The sequence below is a fragment of the Streptomyces sp. S186 genome, assembly GCF_051603415.1.
Lineage (GTDB): Bacteria > Actinomycetota > Actinomycetes > Streptomycetales > Streptomycetaceae > Streptomyces.
The window spans coordinates 7,524,914-7,540,092 of sequence record NZ_CP193932.1 but is presented as its reverse complement, the minus strand read 5'-3'; the positions used below and the strand labels follow the sequence as shown (position 1 = coordinate 7,540,092).

The following is a 15,179-nucleotide window of genomic DNA, read 5'->3' as shown; positions in this document are numbered from 1 at the left end:
CGGCGGGCTCAGCGTACGCACTTCCGGCGCCCTCGCCGTGGTGTTCGAGGGCTCGGCGGAAGCGTGTCTCGGGTCCGGCGGCGGGAGCGGTGGCGCCCGGCGCCGGGTCGGAGGTTCCGCCACGACCGAGGACGGGTGCTCAAACACCGCCGGGCCGAATACCACCAATTCGATGGAACGATCCGGCTCTTCGCTCCGGTGCGCCGCGCCGTCCTTGAGGATCGCTTGACAAGGAGGGCTCCTGGCCCATGCGGATGCGGGAGGCGGAATGGCACGGTCATGGCTGCGGCGAAGGGCGGCGACGGCCGCGGTGTGCGGTGCGGTGCTGGCCGCGGTCCCGCCGGCGACGGCGGTGACGGGTCGGGCGGCACCACAGACCCGGATCGTGGGCGGCCGGGACGCGGATGTGCGGGAGGTGCCGTGGCAGGTGTCGTTGCGCACCGACGGGGAGCACATCTGCGGGGGTGCGATCATCCGTGCCGATGCGGTGGTGACCGCGGCGCACTGCACCGCGGGGATGCCACCGGCCTCGCTGAGCGTCCGGGCGGGCAGCAGCGTCCGCGGGGCGGGCGGGCAGGTCGTGCGGGTGACGCGGGTGCTGCGGCACCCGAAGTTCGACGCGGCCACCATCGACTACGACGTGGCGGTGCTGGTCCTGGAGTCCCCGTTGACCTTCAAGGACGGGGTGCGGGCGGTCCCGTTGGCGGCGGCCGGGCGGGAGCCGACGGCGGGCACGCCGGCGACGGTCACCGGCTGGGGTGCGACGCGGGACGGCGGTGCGCTGTCGCAGCGGCTGCGGCAGGTCGACGTGCCCAAGCTCAGCGACGCCTACTGCAAGGGCGCGTACGGACCGTCCTCGATCACCCCGCGCATGACGTGCTACGGCTACGAGCAGGGCCGTAAGGACGCCTGCCAGGGCGACAGCGGCGGGCCGCTGGTGGTGGACGGGTATCTGACAGGCATCGCGTCGTGGGGGACGGGGTGTGCCTCGCCGGGCTATCCGGGGGTCTACACCAAGGTGAGCGATCCGGCGATCCACGCGTACATCGCGGGCTCGTAGGGCGGGCCGGGACCCTATGCTGACGCGATGTTCGCGCCCGAGGGTCCTACGTTCCGTGAGCTCGCCGTCCAGGCACTGTCGTCCGTCGAGCGGGGCTACGACCTGCTCGCCCCCAAGTTCGACCGCACGCCGTTCCGGACGCCGGCGGAGGTGCTGGGGCCGGTGGCCCGGCAGTTGCGGGGGCTCGGCCCGTTCGGCGGCGGCCTGGATCTGTGCTGCGGTACGGGCGCGGGGACGGATGTGTTGCGGCAGGTGTGCCGGGAGCGGGTGACGGGCGTCGACATCAGCGCCGGGATGCTCGGGGTGGCGCGGACCCGCGCACAGGGGGCCGAGCACGGCGGGGCCGGGCCGCGGCCGGAGTGGGTGCGGGCGGATGTGCGGGCGCTGCCGTTCGGGCCGGTCTTCGATGTGGTGGTGAGCTTCGGGGCGTTCGGGCATTTTCTGCCGCGGGAGCGGCCGGGACTGTTCGGGCAGGTGCGGTCGGTGTTGCGGCCCGGTGGACGGTTCGTGTTCCCGGTGGTGGCGCCCGCGCGGCCGGGGTCGCCGCCGTACTGGGCGCTGCTGGGTTTCGATGCGGCGATGCGGGTCCGCAATGCGCTGTGGTGGCCGCCGTTCGTGATGTATTACCGCGGCTTCCGGTTGTCCGAGGTGTCGGCGGAGCTGGTGCGGGCCGGGTTCGCGGTGGAGTTGCGGGCGCTGCCCGAGCTGGGGCGGCGGGCGGACGGCAGTCCCCGGGTCCGACTGGTGGTGGCGACGCGAGCGGGCACGTAGGCCGGCCGGGCGACGGCGGGCCGTGGGTGCCTGGCGGGCAGTGGGGGCGCCTGGGGCCGGTGGACACACCGCGCCCAGGCCCGAAAACGACCATCGCATGGAGAGTGGTTGCCCAACTCGCGTCCGGAGTGCGGTAGTTGTCATGCCGCAACACGATCGAGCACCGTTGCCGCAGTGCGCCTTCCAGTCGCCACGCCACCCGCTCACGCTTGCGTCGTTGAGTCCTTCGTGAGTTCCTATCCCGACCCTTCGACCGACGGCGCGACCATCTGTGACCTGTGCCGTTACCGACGTCCCGCGGCCGATGCGCCGGCCCTGACCGTGCGGCCCCCGATCGGCCCGCAGCGCCAGGTGCGGCTGTGCCGGCCCTGCCGGGAGGACCGCCCCGGCCGCCGGCGCCGCGAGCTGATCGAGGAGGACTTCAGCTGGCAGGCGATGTCCCATCAGGCCCATGACCTCGCGGACGCCTACGCCGCCGGCCGGTGGCTGCCCTACGAGGACGAGCACCGTTGGGCACTGGGACTGGCCCGGACGTACTGGACCCGGAACGCCCTGGAGGCCGCGCTGCGCGACCCCAACCCGTACCTCCGGGCCGGCCGGCTGGTCCGCGTGGTGGAGCCGCTCCCCCGCATCCTCTCCGTGGTCGGCCCCGGCGACCGTGCGCTGCGGCCGGTGCAGGCCCTGCTCGACACCCTCGCCGCACGCTCCGCACGGTCCTGACGCCCCGCCCCGCCGCGCCAGGCTGGCGCCGGCGGCGGTGCCCGTCCTCCGCCATGCGGCGGAGCGGCCACCCGCCGCGGTGCGCCGGGCGGCGGGCCGCGAACCGGCTTGGGACGATGGGCCGAGCGCAGTCACCGGCCGTCCCACCGTTACGGAGTCGCCATGTCCGCCAGCACCGCCCTGCTCGTCGATGCCTTCGGCCGGATCCGCGAGGTCGTCGAGGAGGTGGTGGACGGGCTCGGTCCCGAGGAGCTGGCCACCCGCCCCGACGGGCGCGCCAACTCCATCGCCTGGCTGGTCTGGCACCTCACCCGGGTCCAGGACGACCATGTGGCCGGGGCGGCCGGCACCGAGCAGATCTGGACCGCGGACGAGTGGTACGAGGCGTTCGGGCTGCCGTTCGCCGAGGAGGACACCGGCTACGGGCACTCCCGCAAGGACGTGGCGAAGGTGCGGGGGGTGAGCGCCGAGCTGCTGACGGGCTATCACGCGGCGGTGCACGAGAGCACAGTGCGCCATGTCTCCGCGCTGGCCGTGAAGGACCTCGACCGCGTCGTCGACCGGAACTGGTCGCCGCCGGTCACCCTGGGCGTCCGCCTGGTCAGCGTGCTCACGGACGATCTCCAGCACGCGGGCCAGGCGGCGTACGTACGGGGCCTGTTGGGCAGGTGAGCGCCGGGGCGCTTCAGCGTCGGCGGGGCAGGTGGTGCAGGACGACGTCGGTGAGCCGGCCGTCGGTGATCTCCGCGGTGAGGTAGGTGCAGGCGGGCTGGCGTCGGCGGTCCGTCGGGGAGCCGGGGTTCACAAGGCGCAGGCCGGTCCCGGTCGTGGTGTCCCAGGGGATGTGACTGTGGCCGAAGACCAGCACGTCGAGGTCGGGGAAGCGGTCGGCGCAGCGGCGTTCCCGGCCCTGTGCGGGGCCGGTCTCGTGGACGACGCCGAGCCGTAGTCCGTCCAGCTCCGCTCGGGCCACCTCCGGCAGCCTGGCGCGGAGTTCCGGGCCGTCGTTGTTGCCGTACACCGCGATCAGCCGGCGGGCGCGGGCCCGCAGCAGGTCGAGGGTGGCGGTGTCGGTCCAGTCACCGGCGTGCACGACGACGTCGGCATGCGGTACGGCGTCGAGGAGTTGCGGCGGCAGGGCCCTGGCGCGCTGCGGGACGTGGGTGTCGGAGGTGAGCAGGAGGCGAAGGGGCACGGGTCAGCGCTCCTGGGCGGTGGGGCGGACCATGATCTCGTTGACGGCCACCCGGGCGGGCTGGGTGACCATGAAGGTGATGGCGCGGGCGATGTCCTCGGCGTGCAGCCAGGAGTCCCGGGGCAGTCCGTGGGCCGACGCGGCCTGGCTGCCGAGGGTCATCTCCGTGGTGGTCATGCCCGGTTCGACCAGTCCGACGCGGACGCCGCGGCCGGTCACCTCCTGGCGCAGTGCCTCGCTGAAGGAGCACACCGCGTGCTTGGTGGCGGAGTAGACGCTGTTGTCCTTGCGGGGCACCCGGCCGGCGACCGAGCTGACGGTCACCAGGTCGGCGACGCCGCGCGGTCCGGAGTCCGCGGCACGCAGCAGGTGCGGGAGCGCGGCGTGCGACAGGCGCAGGACGCCCTTGAGGTTGAGGTCGACCATCCGGTCCCAGTCCTCCGGGTCGCTGTCCTCGACCGCGCCGCGGGCGCCGCACCCGGCGTTGTTGACCAGCACGTCCAGGCGGCCGAAGTGCGCGACGGCACGCTCGACGGCCTGCTGTGCCTGTGTCCCGTCGCCGAGGTCGGCGGGCAGGGCGACGGCCGGGGTGCCGCTCTGTTCGCCGATGGTGCGCGTGAGTTCGTCCAGGCGGTCGGCGCGTCGGGCGACCAGGGCGAGGGAGCAGCCCTCCGCGGCCAGGGCCAGTGCGGTGGCGGCGCCGATGCCGCTGGAGGCGCCGGTTACCAGCGCGACGCTGCCGGCCAGCGGACGCTCGTCGGTCGCGGGGGGTTCCGTGCGCGGGGTGCGGTCGTCGGTCGCGGGGGTGTGGTTGCTGCCCGTGGCCATGATGGTGCGGTGCTCCTCGTGGTCGGTGGTCCCCTCGGGGTCGTCTCGGAAGGGCTACCCCGTTCGTCAACTGATGCACCATCAGCCACCGGTGTCACTGGCGACGGGGGCCGCGTGGTGGGCGGGACCAAGGGGCCCTCGGTGGCGCGGTGCGGGCGCACGAACAGCGGGTATCACCCGGGGGAATCCGCTTCTCACGCTCCCAGGAGCCGCTCATGAAGCACACCCATCCCCTGCCCGGCGACATCGGGCTCACCCAGATCTCCGGTGTCACCGGCCGGTTGATCCGCTTCGGCGAGTGGATCAACGGAGACGGCTTCGCCGACTACGAACACGCCTTCCTGGTCCTGCCCGGCGGCCGGCTGCTGGAGGCCGAGCCGGGCGGTGCCCGCATCCGGCCGCTCAGCGAGTACGACGGTTCCGGCCCGCTCTACGTCTGCCCGGAGGGGCTCACCGAGCAGCAGCGCGAACGGATATGCGGGGCCGCCGACCGCTATGTGGGCGTGCCCTACAGCTTCCTCGACTACGCGGCGATCGCCACCCACCGCTTCCATCTGCCCGTTCCGGGGCTGCGTCGCTATGTGGCCAGCAGCCGGCACATGATCTGCTCCCAGCTCGTCGACCAGTGCTACCAGGACGGGGGCGTCCATCTCTTCTCGGACGGCCGCTGGCCCGGTTATGTGACGCCGATGGCGCTCTACACCCTGCTGGCCCGCTGAGGCATCGGCCGGACGGTCCTGAGGGGGGCGCGGGCGTGCCGGTGGTGTTCCCGGCACGCCCGCGAGGTGCTAGGTCCCGGGCTTGCGGCCGTAGACGTACACGTCGTCGCCGTAGTGCAGCAGCGACCAGTACTTCTTCGCGTCGTTGGGGCGCATGTTGACGCAGCCGTGCGAGCCGGGGGCGGACCAGACGCTGCCGCTGATGGCGTGGAACGCCTCGCCGCCATCGAAGAACTGGCTGTAGGGCATGGGCGTGTGGTAGAGGGTCGACACGTGGTGCAGGTGCCGCCAGTAGATCCGTTTGAGGCCGGTGCGGGTCGCGCCGCCCTTGCGGCCGGTGCGGACGGGGACCGGCCCGTACTCCAGGCGCCCGCCGTCCTGGATCCAGCTGAGCTGGCGGGTCAGGTCGACGCAGGCGATCCGTCCTTTGTCCGTGGGGCACTTGTGGGCGCTGTTGGGGTGGTGCCCGGCGGTGCGCTGCCTGGCGACCTGCCGCATCACGTTCCAGGTGGCCGGGCCGGCGTAGCCGTAGGTGGGCGTGATGCCGTGGCCGGCCTGGAAGGCGCGGATGGCCCGGCAGTCGGAGGGCGACTGGCGGCCGTCGACCCTGAGGCCGAGGAACCGTTCGGCCTGCCGCTGGTAGGGGCCGCGGAGCCCGTAGCAACCCGACGAGGCGGCCTGGGCGGGAGAACCGAGGGCGACCGTCAGCGGCAGGGTGAGGGACGTGAGGGCGAGCGCCGCGCCCGCCCGCCGGCCGAGAGCGTCCGACGCGGGTCTGCGGAGTCGGAAGGATATACGTCGCTTCATGTCCGTTAGGACTGCCGGCCCCGGAGGGCGGTTGCGGACGGGCGCGGGCAGGCGGGGCTTATGCGCCACGTTCGCGGCGGCGGGGTCGGTCGCTCCGTGTCACCGCGGTGGCGGTCCGGTCTCCGTGAGGTCGGGCCGGGGCCTCGCAGATCATCCGCGACCGGGTCACGGCCTGGTCGGTGGCGGCGTCCGTTTCGGCCTGCTGCCGGCGGGCGTTGAGGTCGCGGACGGTGACCGGGAGCGGGTGGGCGGGCGTCGACGGGTCGTTGTGGAAGCGTCCGAGATCGTCTCCGGCCCGGAAGTACGGCGCGCCCCTCTTCCACGACCCGCTCGGCTACGCCGGCCTCTCCGCGGCCGCCCCAACCCGTACGAATTCGCGCGGTACTTCGATGTACTTCGACGCCTGACTCGACGCCTGACTCGACGTCGGCCCGGCGGCCCGGCGCGGCGCCCGGGTCCGTTGGCGGCCGGGTCCCTCGCCGGCGTCGCCGGGGCGGATTGTTACGGTGGACGCACGCATCCGCGCCAGCAGGTCGTGTGGAGGACCCGATGAGCAGCTCCGGCCGGTCATGGACCGTCGACAGCATCGCCCACGCCCTGCCGCACTCCGAACTGCGGGCGACGTTCATGCGGGAGTTCGCCTTCAGCGATGTCCGTGAAGTGCCGGCCGTCCTTGAGCGTTGGGTAAAGTTCATCGAGTCCTTCGAAGCCGACCGCGAACGGGTCGAGCACCTGCGCACCGCCTTCCACGGGTCCGGACACCTCCCGTCCACCTACCGTGCCGGACTGATCGACCTGAGCGCCGAGGAGTTGCGCTCCGCCGCCGGTGACGACGGCTCCCGCGGGCGAGGCGCCGCGTGACCTACCGGCTCCATCTCGACCCGGCCCTCCACGCCACCTACAAGTCCCTCCCCGACGAGGCGCGTCAGGACTTGTCGGTGCTGCTGCTGGACGCGTTGATCGACCCTCCGGCGCACTCCGAGCCGTACGGGACCGACGACGGCGTCATGCGGACCATCGCCCGCAGCCACGTCGCCGGCGTCATCCTCATCGGCGACACCGAGATCACCCTCGTACAACTCACCTACGCGGGCTGAGTCGACGACCTGTGCGCCGGCCTCACGCGCCGGGCGTCCAGTCGTCGGGGCCGCCGCCCCGCCACCGGACCACGTCCGGGTCGTGGAGATCGACCTGGTCGGGGTCGAGCCCGGCGCGGCGGGCGAACTCCAGGACGTCGATCCTGCCGTAGGCCAGGCCCACCGAGTCGTGACCGATCCAGACCCGGCGTCCGCCGTCCGCCCTCGGCGCATCGACCAGGATCTTGGGAGCGTGGTCGGTCTTGGGAGCGTGGTCCCTGTCGGGCGCATTGTCCATGCCTCCACGGTGCGGGCTGACCGCGCACGGCGCTCCCGGACCGGCCGTCCGGACGAGTCCCGTAGGGGTGCCGTTTCTCGTCACCGCGACGGCAGCTCCGTGCGGTGACAGAGTGTCCGTGCGGTGACAGAGTGGAGGTGTGGATGTCACAGAAAGGTGGCCACCATGCTCCTCCTGGGACTACTGCTCCTTGCTGCCACCGGGGCGTTCATCGGTGTGCTGATCGCCGACAACCTCGCCGGCGGGCCTGACTACGGCGTGGGGGTGTTCGGCAACCACATCGCCACCATGAACAGCCTGGCGATCTTCCTCTCCGGCATCGCGCTCACGCTGATCCTGGGCCTTGCCCTCGCCATGATCATGGCGGGCATGACACGGGCGCGGCACCGGAGACCGGCCGTCCGCAGCGCCCGGATGCCCGCCGGGCAGCCCGGGACGGCAGACGAGGTGCCCGAGGCCACGGGCGGCACCGCGACCAAGCGCCCCAAGCGCCATCACTTCCGGTTCGGCCATTGAGTGATCACGTGAGGTAGGCGACGCACGGCGGCAGGGGGGCCACCGTCGGCGCCGCCGGCCGATGCCCGTAGGGCGCACGCGCGCCCCTGGAGGGCCAGGTGGATCTGGACACCGTCGCCGACGAGCTCTACGCGTTGCCACCGGACGAGTTCACCGCGGTGCGCGACGGGCGGGCCCTGGCGGCACGGGCGGCCGGCGACCGGGAGCTGGCGGAACGGATCCGGCAGCTGCGCCGGCCCACCCTCGCCGCCTGGGCCGCCAACCTCCTGGCCCGCGACCCGGGCAAGGACCGGGCACGACTGCTCCAGCTCGGCGAGGAGCTGGAGCAGGCCCATCAGGAGCTGGACGGCCGACGACTGCGTGAGCTGTCCGGGCGGCAACACGAGGTGGTGGCCACGCTGACCGGCCAGGCACGCAGGCTGACCGCACGTGCGGGCCACCCCCTCGGCCCGAACGCCCAGCGGGAGCTGGAGGGCACCCTGCGGGCCGTCCTGGCCGACCGACAGGCAGCCCGGGACTGGGCCGGCGGGCGGCTGACACAGCCACTCACGGCCATCGGTTTCGGCACCCTCCCGGACGTGGACGTCCCCCCGGGCGTTCCGCCGGACGTTCCCCAGGCAGCACGGGCCGCGGCCCCCACCCCACACGCCGGTACGGGGAAGGTCGTCGACCTCGATGCCGCCCGCACGCGTCGTCGGGCGCGGGCGACGCGCCTCGCGCCCGAGTCGGACGGCGGGCGCGAGCGGGACCCGGAGCGGGCCCGACAGCAGGCCGCGGTCGCCGAGCGGGACGTGCGTGCGGCCGCGGAGGAGGTGGCCGCGGCCAGGACCGCGGAACGGCAGGCACTCGACCGGCATGAGGCCGCACAGCGGCAGATCACCACGCTCAGCGGACAGTTGGCGGAGGCCGAGGACGAGCTGCGGCGGGCACGCCGGGCGGCCGAGACGGCCGGTGAACGCGTGCGACAGGCGGAACAGGCCGAACGGGAGATCCGGCGCCACGCCACGCAAGCGATCGCGTCCGCCCGGCGGCGGACCGGCCCCGAGCACCGCGATCGCTGAGCCGCCACGAGGAGAAGGGCAGGGTCGGGTCATGGCGCGGGCGATCTGGAGTGGCGTGGTGAGCTTCGGGCTGGTGTCGGTGCCGGTGCAGTTGTTCACCGCCACCGAGGACCACACCGTCCACTTCCACCAGCTGCAACGCGGCACCTCCGACCGGATCCGCCACCAGCGGGTCAACGAGCGGACCGGGAAGGAGGTCGACTACGACGACATCGTCAAGGGCTACGAGGTCGACGGCACCTACGTGATCGTCGAGCCGGACGAGCTCGACGCGATCGCACCGGGCAGGTCACAGGTGATCGACATCCGCGGCTTCGTCGATCTCGGCCAGGTCGAGCCGGTCTACTTCGCCCGCACCTACTACCTGGCGCCCAAGGCACAGGAGTACACCAAGGTCTACGAACTGCTCCGCGCCGCCCTGGGCCAGGCGGACAAGGCCGGTATCGCCACCCTCGTCATGCGCGGCAAGCAGTACCTGGTGGCGCTGCGCGCCCAGGAGGACATCCTGGCCATGCACACCCTGCACTGGGCCGACGAGGTCCGCGACCCGCACCAGGAACTGCCGTTCCTGCCCGAGCGGCGCCAGGCACGGGGGCGGGACCTGGACACCGCACGCCAGTTGATCGACGCCCTGTCGATCGACTGGCGCCCGAAGGACTACCACGACACCTACGAGGAGAAGGTGGGCGAACTCGTCGCGGCGAAGGCCAAGGGCCAGGAGGTCGCCGGCACCGAGGAGCCGCCGGCGGCCACCAACGTCGTGGACCTGATGGAAACGCTGCGGAACAGCGTCGAGGAGGCCCGCAAGGGGCGCGGCACCGGTCACACCAAAGGAACCCGGCCCAAAGGAACCCGGCGCCGGGATCTGCGGGACCTCAGCAAGAGCGACCTGTACCAGCTGGCCGGCGACCGGGACGTGCCCGGCCGGTCCAAGATGAACCGCGACCAGCTGATCAAGGCCCTCGGCACGAAGACCACGCGCCAGGAGACCACGGGCAGGGAGACTGGCAAGAAGGCCGGCAAGCGCGCGGCCTGACGCGCCTCCCCGCGACGAGGACCGTCAAGGCGATGAGGGCCGTCAAGCCCCTGGACGCCGCTCAGGCGATGTGGTGTCTGCGGCCGGTGAGCATGTCCCGCACCCGGTCGACCAGTCCGGTTCCCGGGGCGAGGATCTTGTTCGCCGGCGGGGTGTGCGGAGCGGACGGGTGGGGCCGGGTCGGCGCCGTCTTCTTGGCCTTGCGGACCTTCTCGCCCAACTCGTCGAGCATCTGCGCGGAGCAGGCGTCGGCCAGCAGCGGGAAGAGCCGTTTCTCCTCGTCCTGGACGTGGGCCTGGACGGTGGTCTGCAGCTTGGCGATCTGCTGGTCGAAGCGGGAGTCGGTGGGCTCCAGCGACTCGAGGGACTTGAGCAGCTTCTCGACCTCGGTGTGGTCATCGAGCTCCCGGTCCGCGAGGGTGCGTCCGCCCGCTACGTGCTCGCGCACCGTGGGATAGAGGTACTGCTCCTCGGCAACGGAGTGTCGAACGAGTTCCACCGTGAGTCGGTCCGCCAGTTCCCGGCGCCACGGGGTGCCGGTCGGCAGCGACGCGAGTTCCTCGAAGAGCGCGTCCACCTCGCGGTGGTCCGCCGTCAGCTCGTTGATGACGTTTCCGCCGTGTCCCATGGCAAGGGCTCCTTCACGTGGGGTGACGTCGCGGTTTGGGCCGGCGTGCGGTTCCCTCCTCGACCAGTATCCCGCGCGCCCCCGCGCATTGCCTGACGAGACCTCCCGGCCACCGGCGCCACCCGGCCGGCGTTCCGGGTGCCCCGAAGTCGCCCTGTGCCTCCCCTACGTCCGCGGTGTGAGACGGATCAGCGCCGCCGACACCAGGGCCAGAGCCCCGCACGCGCCCCACAGCAACAGATAGGCGGCCAGGGCCGGTTGGTGTGTGGAGCGGGTCAGCAGACCGCTGAAGAGCGCGGCCGCGGCGGCTCCGGCGATGCTGCCACCGGCCGTCTTGAGGTTGTAGTAGACGGCCGTCGCGGACGCCGCCCGATCGCGCGGGCTGCCCTCGGTGATGACGGTGGGCAGCCCGCTGACCGCCAGGCCGATGCCCACACCTGCCAGCAGATGACCGGCGTACCACGTGGCCATGACGGCGTGCCCCGCGATCTCCACCCCGAATCCGGCGGCCATCAGCAGAAAGCCGACGGTGAGCATGGCGCGGTAACCCAGGCGCCGGCCCACGGCAGCCGAGGCACCGGCGGTCAGGAAGCTGATCAGGGCCGGTACGGCGATCCACAGACCGATCTGCCACTGCGGCAGCCCGAAGCCGTATCCGGCCTTCTCCGGGACCGCGTCGAGGAACGCGACGGTGACCCCCTGCCCGCCCAGGACCACCACACCCGCGGCGAATCCGCAGGCGAAGGCCGGTGCGATGGCGCGGCCCGCCATCGCCCGCACATCGACCAGGGGTTCACTGCTGCGCAGCGACGAACGCACCCACAGGCCCAGGGCCACCGGCGCGAGCAGCAGTCCGACGAGGACCGGCGGCGCGCGCCAGCCATGCGCCGCGCCCTGGGCCGCGGAGCCGAGCAGCAACGTCAGGCCGAGGCCGAGCAGCACGGCGCCCGTCCAGTCCATCCGTCCGCTCGCCAGCCGTCCGGTCTCGGAGATGCGCGGGGTGAGGGCGAGCACCAGGCCCACCGCGGCCAGCACCGCCAGGCTCCACAGCACCGTGCGCCCGCCGCCGGCGACGGACGCCAGGGGCCCAGCCGTGGCCGTACCGGCCGTCGCTCCGAGGATGAGCGCCGCGACCAGGAGACTGACGCCCCGTCGGCTGGCCGCGGTGTCCAGGCGGTCCCGCACCAGTCCGACGGAGAGCGGAAGTGTCGCGCTGATCGGACCGATCAGGACCCGGCCGGCGAGGAAGACCCCGAGCGTCGGTGCCAGGGCACACAGCAGGCATCCGACGGTGACCGTCCCGAGCGCCACCCGCAGTATGCGGCGGTGGCCGTGCAGATCGCCCAGGCGCCCGAAGACCGGCACACACACCGCGGCGGACAGGAACTGTGTCGCCGTGATCCACATGGCCGGTCCGGTGCCGGTGTGCAACGTGTCGCGGATGGCGGGCAGCAGGGACACCACACTGCCCTGGATGAACCCGTCGAGCAGGACGAAGACGAGCAGGGGGCCGATAAGGGCTGAGGGGACGGACACCGACATGCTGCGGGCAACAACCGTGCTCATGGCGCTCCAGAAGCAGTTCACAACCAGCGGTCGCTGCGGACCGGTCCGCGGCCTCCAAGGCATTGCCTGTGCCGGGCCGGCGAAACCTGACGACCCGCCGACACCGCGCTCCCGGGCGACACAATTGCGCTGTGTGAGGGACCGTCAGCGGTCCGCGTCCCAGGCCCCGCCCGTGTCTCAGGCTGTCGGGTCCCAGAGCCCGCCGGCCTCGCCGCGGGCCAGGTGCTCGGCGTAGACACCGACTTTCCAGGCAATGACCGAACGGCACTCCTCCAGTGCCTGGATCTTCGCCTCGACGCGCCGCCGGTGGGCGTCGAGCAGTTCCAGGCGTTCGGCCTCGTTGCCCGGCCCCTGCCGCACCAGCGCGGCGAACTGTCGGAGATCGGCGAGCGGCATCCCCGATTCCCGCAGCCTGACGCAGATCAGCAGCCACTCGACCTCGAACGTGGTGTAGCGCCGCCGTCCGCCTGTGGTGCGCCGGACCGGTCCGACCAGCAGGCCCTCCCGCTCGTAGAAACGCAGTGCGTGCACGCTGAGGCCGGTCCGCTCGGCAACCTCGCCGATGCTCAGGAGCTCCGCGGGGGTCTGGGCGGTCGTCGTCATACCGGCAGCGTAGACGAGCGAGTCCGCAGTCCCGCCTGACCATCGGACAGCCCGTGGGACTTGATCTAGACCTCGCTCCAGCTCGTAGCGTTGCGGGCATGACCAGCACTGATCAGCAGCCGCTCGGCTCGCCCTTCTCCGCCGCCAGCACCGCCGAGGACGTCATGGCCGGCCTCGATCTCTCCGGCACCACCGCTGTGGTGACCGGGGGCTACTCCGGACTCGGGCTGGAAACCACCCGGTGTCTGGCGGCCGCCGGGGCCCGGGTCGTCGTTCCGGCCCGCCGGCCCGCGGCCGCCCGCGCCGCTCTCGACGGGGTGGCGGGCTGCGAAGTCCTCCCCATGGACCTGGCGGACCTCGCCGGCGTGCGCAGCGCCGCCGCACACCTCGCAGACACCCTCGGCCGGCTCGACCTCCTCATGGCCGTCGCCGGTGTGATGGCCACGCCCGAACGGCGCGTCGGTCCTGGCTGGGAGGGCCAGTTCACCGCCAACCACTTCGGGCACTTCGTCCTCGCCTGTGAGCTGTACCCGCTCCTGGCCGCCGCCGACGGCGCGCGCGTCGTCGTCAACAGCTCCGCCGGACACACCCTCACCGACATCCGCTGGCACGATCCGCACTTCCGCACCGGCTACGACAGGTGGCTGGCCTATGGCCAGTCCAAGACCGCCAACTCCCTGTTCGCCGTGCAGCTGGACGCCCTCGGCCGCGACGACGGTGTCCGGGCGTTCGCGCTCCATCCAGGCAAGATCATCACTGGTCTGCAGCGTGAGATGACGCGTCAGGAGCAGATCGACCGCGGATGGGTGGACGAGCACGGCAACGTGATCGGCGCCGACTTCAAGTCACCCTCCCAGGGCGCCGCCACCGGCCTGTGGGCGGCCACCTCCCCACTCCTCGACGAGCGCGGCGGGCTCTACCTGGAGGACTGCGACATCGCGCGCCGCTCCGCCCCCACCGAACCCATGGACGACGGCGGCGTGCGCGGGTACGCCGTCGACCGCGGCGCGGCCGCCCGGCTCTGGGACCTGTCCGTCGCGGCGACCGGCGCCGCACCCGTCCTCAGATCAGCGGCGTGACCTGTTCCTCGATGCCGAGCAGCGCCCGGCCGTACATCTCGGTCGCGATGGCGGGATTGACCATGGCGTGGCGCGAGCCGGTCTCCAGATCCCGCCAGATGCGCTGCAACGGACTGGCGTCGGCGAAGCTCCGGGCCCCGTGAACGTTCAGCAGGATGTCCAGCGCCTCCCGTGAACAGCGGGCGACGGTGCCGATGTCCATGCGCACCCGGATCCGGTCGAACGGGGGCATGCACCGGCCGCCGGCCGCCCAGTCATCGACCTCGTCCGCGGCGCGCCACAGGTGCAGGGCGGCGGTGTCGATCAGCTGGGCGGCCTCGGCGAGTTGCGTCTGGGTGGCCGGAGCCTCCCGGGCCTGCTCGTAGAAGGTGTGCGAGATGCCGCGCCCCTCCGCGAGCGAGGCCAGTACCAGCTCCAGCCCGCCGCGGGCCAGGCCCAGCAACGGGCCCGCCAGCGACAGGGCGAGCGTCGGGACGAACGCCGCGCGGTACAGGACCTCGTCGGCGAACTCGGTCGGGTACTCGCCCCGCATCGCTCCGGGCACCGACAGGACGCGGTGCGAGGGGACGAAGACACCGTCGGCGACGAGGGTGTTGCTTCCGGTGCCGCACATCCCGGCGACGTGCCAGGTGTCCTCGATCCTCAACCGGTCCATCGGGACCAGCGCCAGTCCCTGGTCCAGGCGTGTGCCCGCGTCGTCGGTGACCGAGACGCCCAGCAACGCCCACTGGGCGTGCAGACAGCCTGACGCGAATCCCCACCTGCCGCTGACCACCTGGCCCCCGTCGGTTGCCTGGCTCGTCCCGTGCGGAGGGAGTACGGCACAGGCACGCGCGCGCGGATTCTCCTCGTAGACCTCGCGTTGCGCGCGTTCCGGGTAGAGGCCGACGAGCCAGCCGGAGATGTTGATCAGGCTGGTCGTCCAGGCGGTGGAGCCACAACCGCGGCCGAGTTCCGAACCCACCTCGACGAGGGTACGGACGGATGCCTGGCGTCCGCCGAACCGCTCGGGAACCGTGACACCGAACAGACCGGCCTCGTCGAGTGCCGCGAGATTCTCGTCGGCAATGCGGCGATCCCGCTCGGTACGGGCGGCGTTGTACCGCAGCAACTCGACCAGTGCGGCGGCCCGTTGGGGTAAACCCGCCCGCCCGTCCCGCGCGCCGGGCCCGGCCTCCCCGTTCCCCGCGACCCTCACCATGCGCTGACCTCCTTC

Annotated in this window: 19 protein-coding genes; 11 read left to right on the top strand and 8 right to left on the bottom strand. The window is 72.5% G+C overall.

The genetic code is table 11. The features are described 5' to 3' along the window. The first annotated feature begins 268 nt into the window (after nt 1–268). The 4 genes from ACRAS8_RS32920 (at nt 269) to ACRAS8_RS32905 (ending at nt 3,223) form a co-directional block, all read left to right on the top strand. Entirely contained in the window at nt 269–1,060 is a 792-nt protein-coding gene (locus tag ACRAS8_RS32920; RefSeq protein ID WP_438489643.1) for a serine protease, read from the top strand. A 27-nt stretch (nt 1,061–1,087) separates the two neighbouring features. Beyond that, nucleotides 1,088–1,831 carry a class I SAM-dependent methyltransferase gene (locus ACRAS8_RS32915; protein WP_438489642.1) on the top strand — a complete coding sequence of 248 codons (744 nt, stop codon included), beginning with the start codon at nt 1,088–1,090 and terminating at the stop codon, nt 1,829–1,831. A 228-nt stretch (nt 1,832–2,059) separates the two neighbouring features. Continuing rightward, the gene (locus tag ACRAS8_RS32910; RefSeq protein WP_438489641.1) at nt 2,060–2,551 is read left to right on the top strand and encodes a hypothetical protein; all 492 of its coding nucleotides are present in this window, start codon (nt 2,060–2,062) and stop codon (nt 2,549–2,551) included. 162 nt (nt 2,552–2,713) lie between these two features. Then, nucleotides 2,714–3,223 carry a mycothiol transferase gene (locus tag ACRAS8_RS32905; RefSeq protein WP_438489640.1) on the top strand — a complete coding sequence of 170 codons (510 nt, stop codon included), beginning with the start codon at nt 2,714–2,716 and terminating at the stop codon, nt 3,221–3,223. 13 nt (nt 3,224–3,236) lie between these two features. Here ACRAS8_RS32905 and ACRAS8_RS32900 read toward each other — a convergent pair whose 3' ends face one another. Next, nucleotides 3,237–3,746, bottom strand: a complete 510-nt coding sequence (locus tag ACRAS8_RS32900; protein WP_438489639.1) for a metallophosphoesterase family protein — start codon at nt 3,744–3,746, stop codon at nt 3,237–3,239. Between the two features lie 3 nt (nt 3,747–3,749). After that, nucleotides 3,750–4,574 carry an SDR family oxidoreductase gene (locus ACRAS8_RS32895; RefSeq protein WP_438489638.1) on the bottom strand — a complete coding sequence of 275 codons (825 nt, stop codon included), beginning with the start codon at nt 4,572–4,574 and terminating at the stop codon, nt 3,750–3,752. A gap of 215 nt (nt 4,575–4,789) precedes the next feature. Here ACRAS8_RS32895 and ACRAS8_RS32890 point away from each other — a divergent pair, with 215 nt between their 5' ends. Continuing rightward, nucleotides 4,790–5,293 (top strand): hypothetical protein, encoded by a 504-nt coding sequence (locus ACRAS8_RS32890; protein WP_438489637.1) that lies wholly within the window; start codon nt 4,790–4,792, stop codon nt 5,291–5,293. A 69-nt stretch (nt 5,294–5,362) separates the two neighbouring features. Here ACRAS8_RS32890 and ACRAS8_RS32885 read toward each other — a convergent pair whose 3' ends face one another. Next, nucleotides 5,363–6,100, bottom strand: a complete 738-nt coding sequence (locus tag ACRAS8_RS32885; RefSeq protein ID WP_438489636.1) for a L,D-transpeptidase family protein — start codon at nt 6,098–6,100, stop codon at nt 5,363–5,365. A 549-nt stretch (nt 6,101–6,649) separates the two neighbouring features. Here ACRAS8_RS32885 and ACRAS8_RS32880 point away from each other — a divergent pair. Further along, nucleotides 6,650–6,961, top strand: coding sequence for a hypothetical protein (locus ACRAS8_RS32880; protein WP_438489635.1), 312 nt, complete (start codon nt 6,650–6,652; stop codon nt 6,959–6,961). Beyond that, the gene (locus ACRAS8_RS32875) at nt 6,958–7,197 is read left to right on the top strand and encodes a hypothetical protein (protein WP_438489634.1); all 240 of its coding nucleotides are present in this window, start codon (nt 6,958–6,960) and stop codon (nt 7,195–7,197) included. The genes ACRAS8_RS32880 and ACRAS8_RS32875 overlap by 4 nt, the downstream gene beginning before the upstream one ends. A gap of 22 nt (nt 7,198–7,219) precedes the next feature. Here ACRAS8_RS32875 and ACRAS8_RS32870 read toward each other — a convergent pair whose 3' ends face one another. Next, nucleotides 7,220–7,474, bottom strand: a complete 255-nt coding sequence (locus ACRAS8_RS32870; RefSeq protein ID WP_438489633.1) for a hypothetical protein — start codon at nt 7,472–7,474, stop codon at nt 7,220–7,222. 165 nt (nt 7,475–7,639) lie between these two features. Between ACRAS8_RS32870 and ACRAS8_RS32865 the strand changes: the two genes are divergently transcribed. The 3 genes from ACRAS8_RS32865 (at nt 7,640) to ACRAS8_RS32855 (ending at nt 10,087) form a co-directional block, all read left to right on the top strand. Next, the gene (locus ACRAS8_RS32865) at nt 7,640–7,990 is read left to right on the top strand and encodes a hypothetical protein (protein ID WP_438489632.1); all 351 of its coding nucleotides are present in this window, start codon (nt 7,640–7,642) and stop codon (nt 7,988–7,990) included. 98 nt (nt 7,991–8,088) lie between these two features. Then, nucleotides 8,089–9,051: a hypothetical protein gene (locus ACRAS8_RS32860; protein ID WP_438489631.1), complete on the top strand. Its 963-nt coding sequence runs from the start codon at nt 8,089–8,091 to the stop codon at nt 9,049–9,051. A 31-nt stretch (nt 9,052–9,082) separates the two neighbouring features. Beyond that, nucleotides 9,083–10,087 carry a Ku protein gene (locus ACRAS8_RS32855; protein WP_438489630.1) on the top strand — a complete coding sequence of 335 codons (1,005 nt, stop codon included), beginning with the start codon at nt 9,083–9,085 and terminating at the stop codon, nt 10,085–10,087. 61 nt (nt 10,088–10,148) lie between these two features. Here the strand turns inward: ACRAS8_RS32855 and ACRAS8_RS32850 are convergent, their stop codons facing one another. From ACRAS8_RS32850 to ACRAS8_RS32840, 3 genes are all read right to left on the bottom strand, one after another. After that, on the bottom strand, nt 10,149–10,715 hold the full coding sequence (locus tag ACRAS8_RS32850) for a hemerythrin domain-containing protein (protein ID WP_438489629.1): 567 nt from the start codon (nt 10,713–10,715) through the stop codon (nt 10,149–10,151). Nucleotides 10,716–10,880: 165 nt separating this feature from the next. Next, a complete protein-coding gene (locus ACRAS8_RS32845; RefSeq protein ID WP_438489628.1) occupies nt 10,881–12,281 on the bottom strand; it encodes an MFS transporter in 1,401 nt (466 codons plus the stop codon). 177 nt (nt 12,282–12,458) lie between these two features. Beyond that, nucleotides 12,459–12,884 (bottom strand): MerR family transcriptional regulator, encoded by a 426-nt coding sequence (locus tag ACRAS8_RS32840; protein ID WP_438489627.1) that lies wholly within the window; start codon nt 12,882–12,884, stop codon nt 12,459–12,461. 98 nt (nt 12,885–12,982) lie between these two features. Between ACRAS8_RS32840 and ACRAS8_RS32835 the strand changes: the two genes are divergently transcribed. Next, nucleotides 12,983–13,963: an oxidoreductase gene (locus ACRAS8_RS32835; protein WP_438489626.1), complete on the top strand. Its 981-nt coding sequence runs from the start codon at nt 12,983–12,985 to the stop codon at nt 13,961–13,963. On the opposite strand, the gene ACRAS8_RS32830 is transcribed toward ACRAS8_RS32835, so the two are convergent. Then, the gene (locus ACRAS8_RS32830; protein ID WP_438489625.1) at nt 13,947–15,164 is read right to left on the bottom strand and encodes an acyl-CoA dehydrogenase family protein; all 1,218 of its coding nucleotides are present in this window, start codon (nt 15,162–15,164) and stop codon (nt 13,947–13,949) included. The two genes, ACRAS8_RS32835 and ACRAS8_RS32830, sit on opposite strands and share 17 nt — an antisense overlap. Between the last annotated feature and the right edge of the window lie 15 nt (nt 15,165–15,179).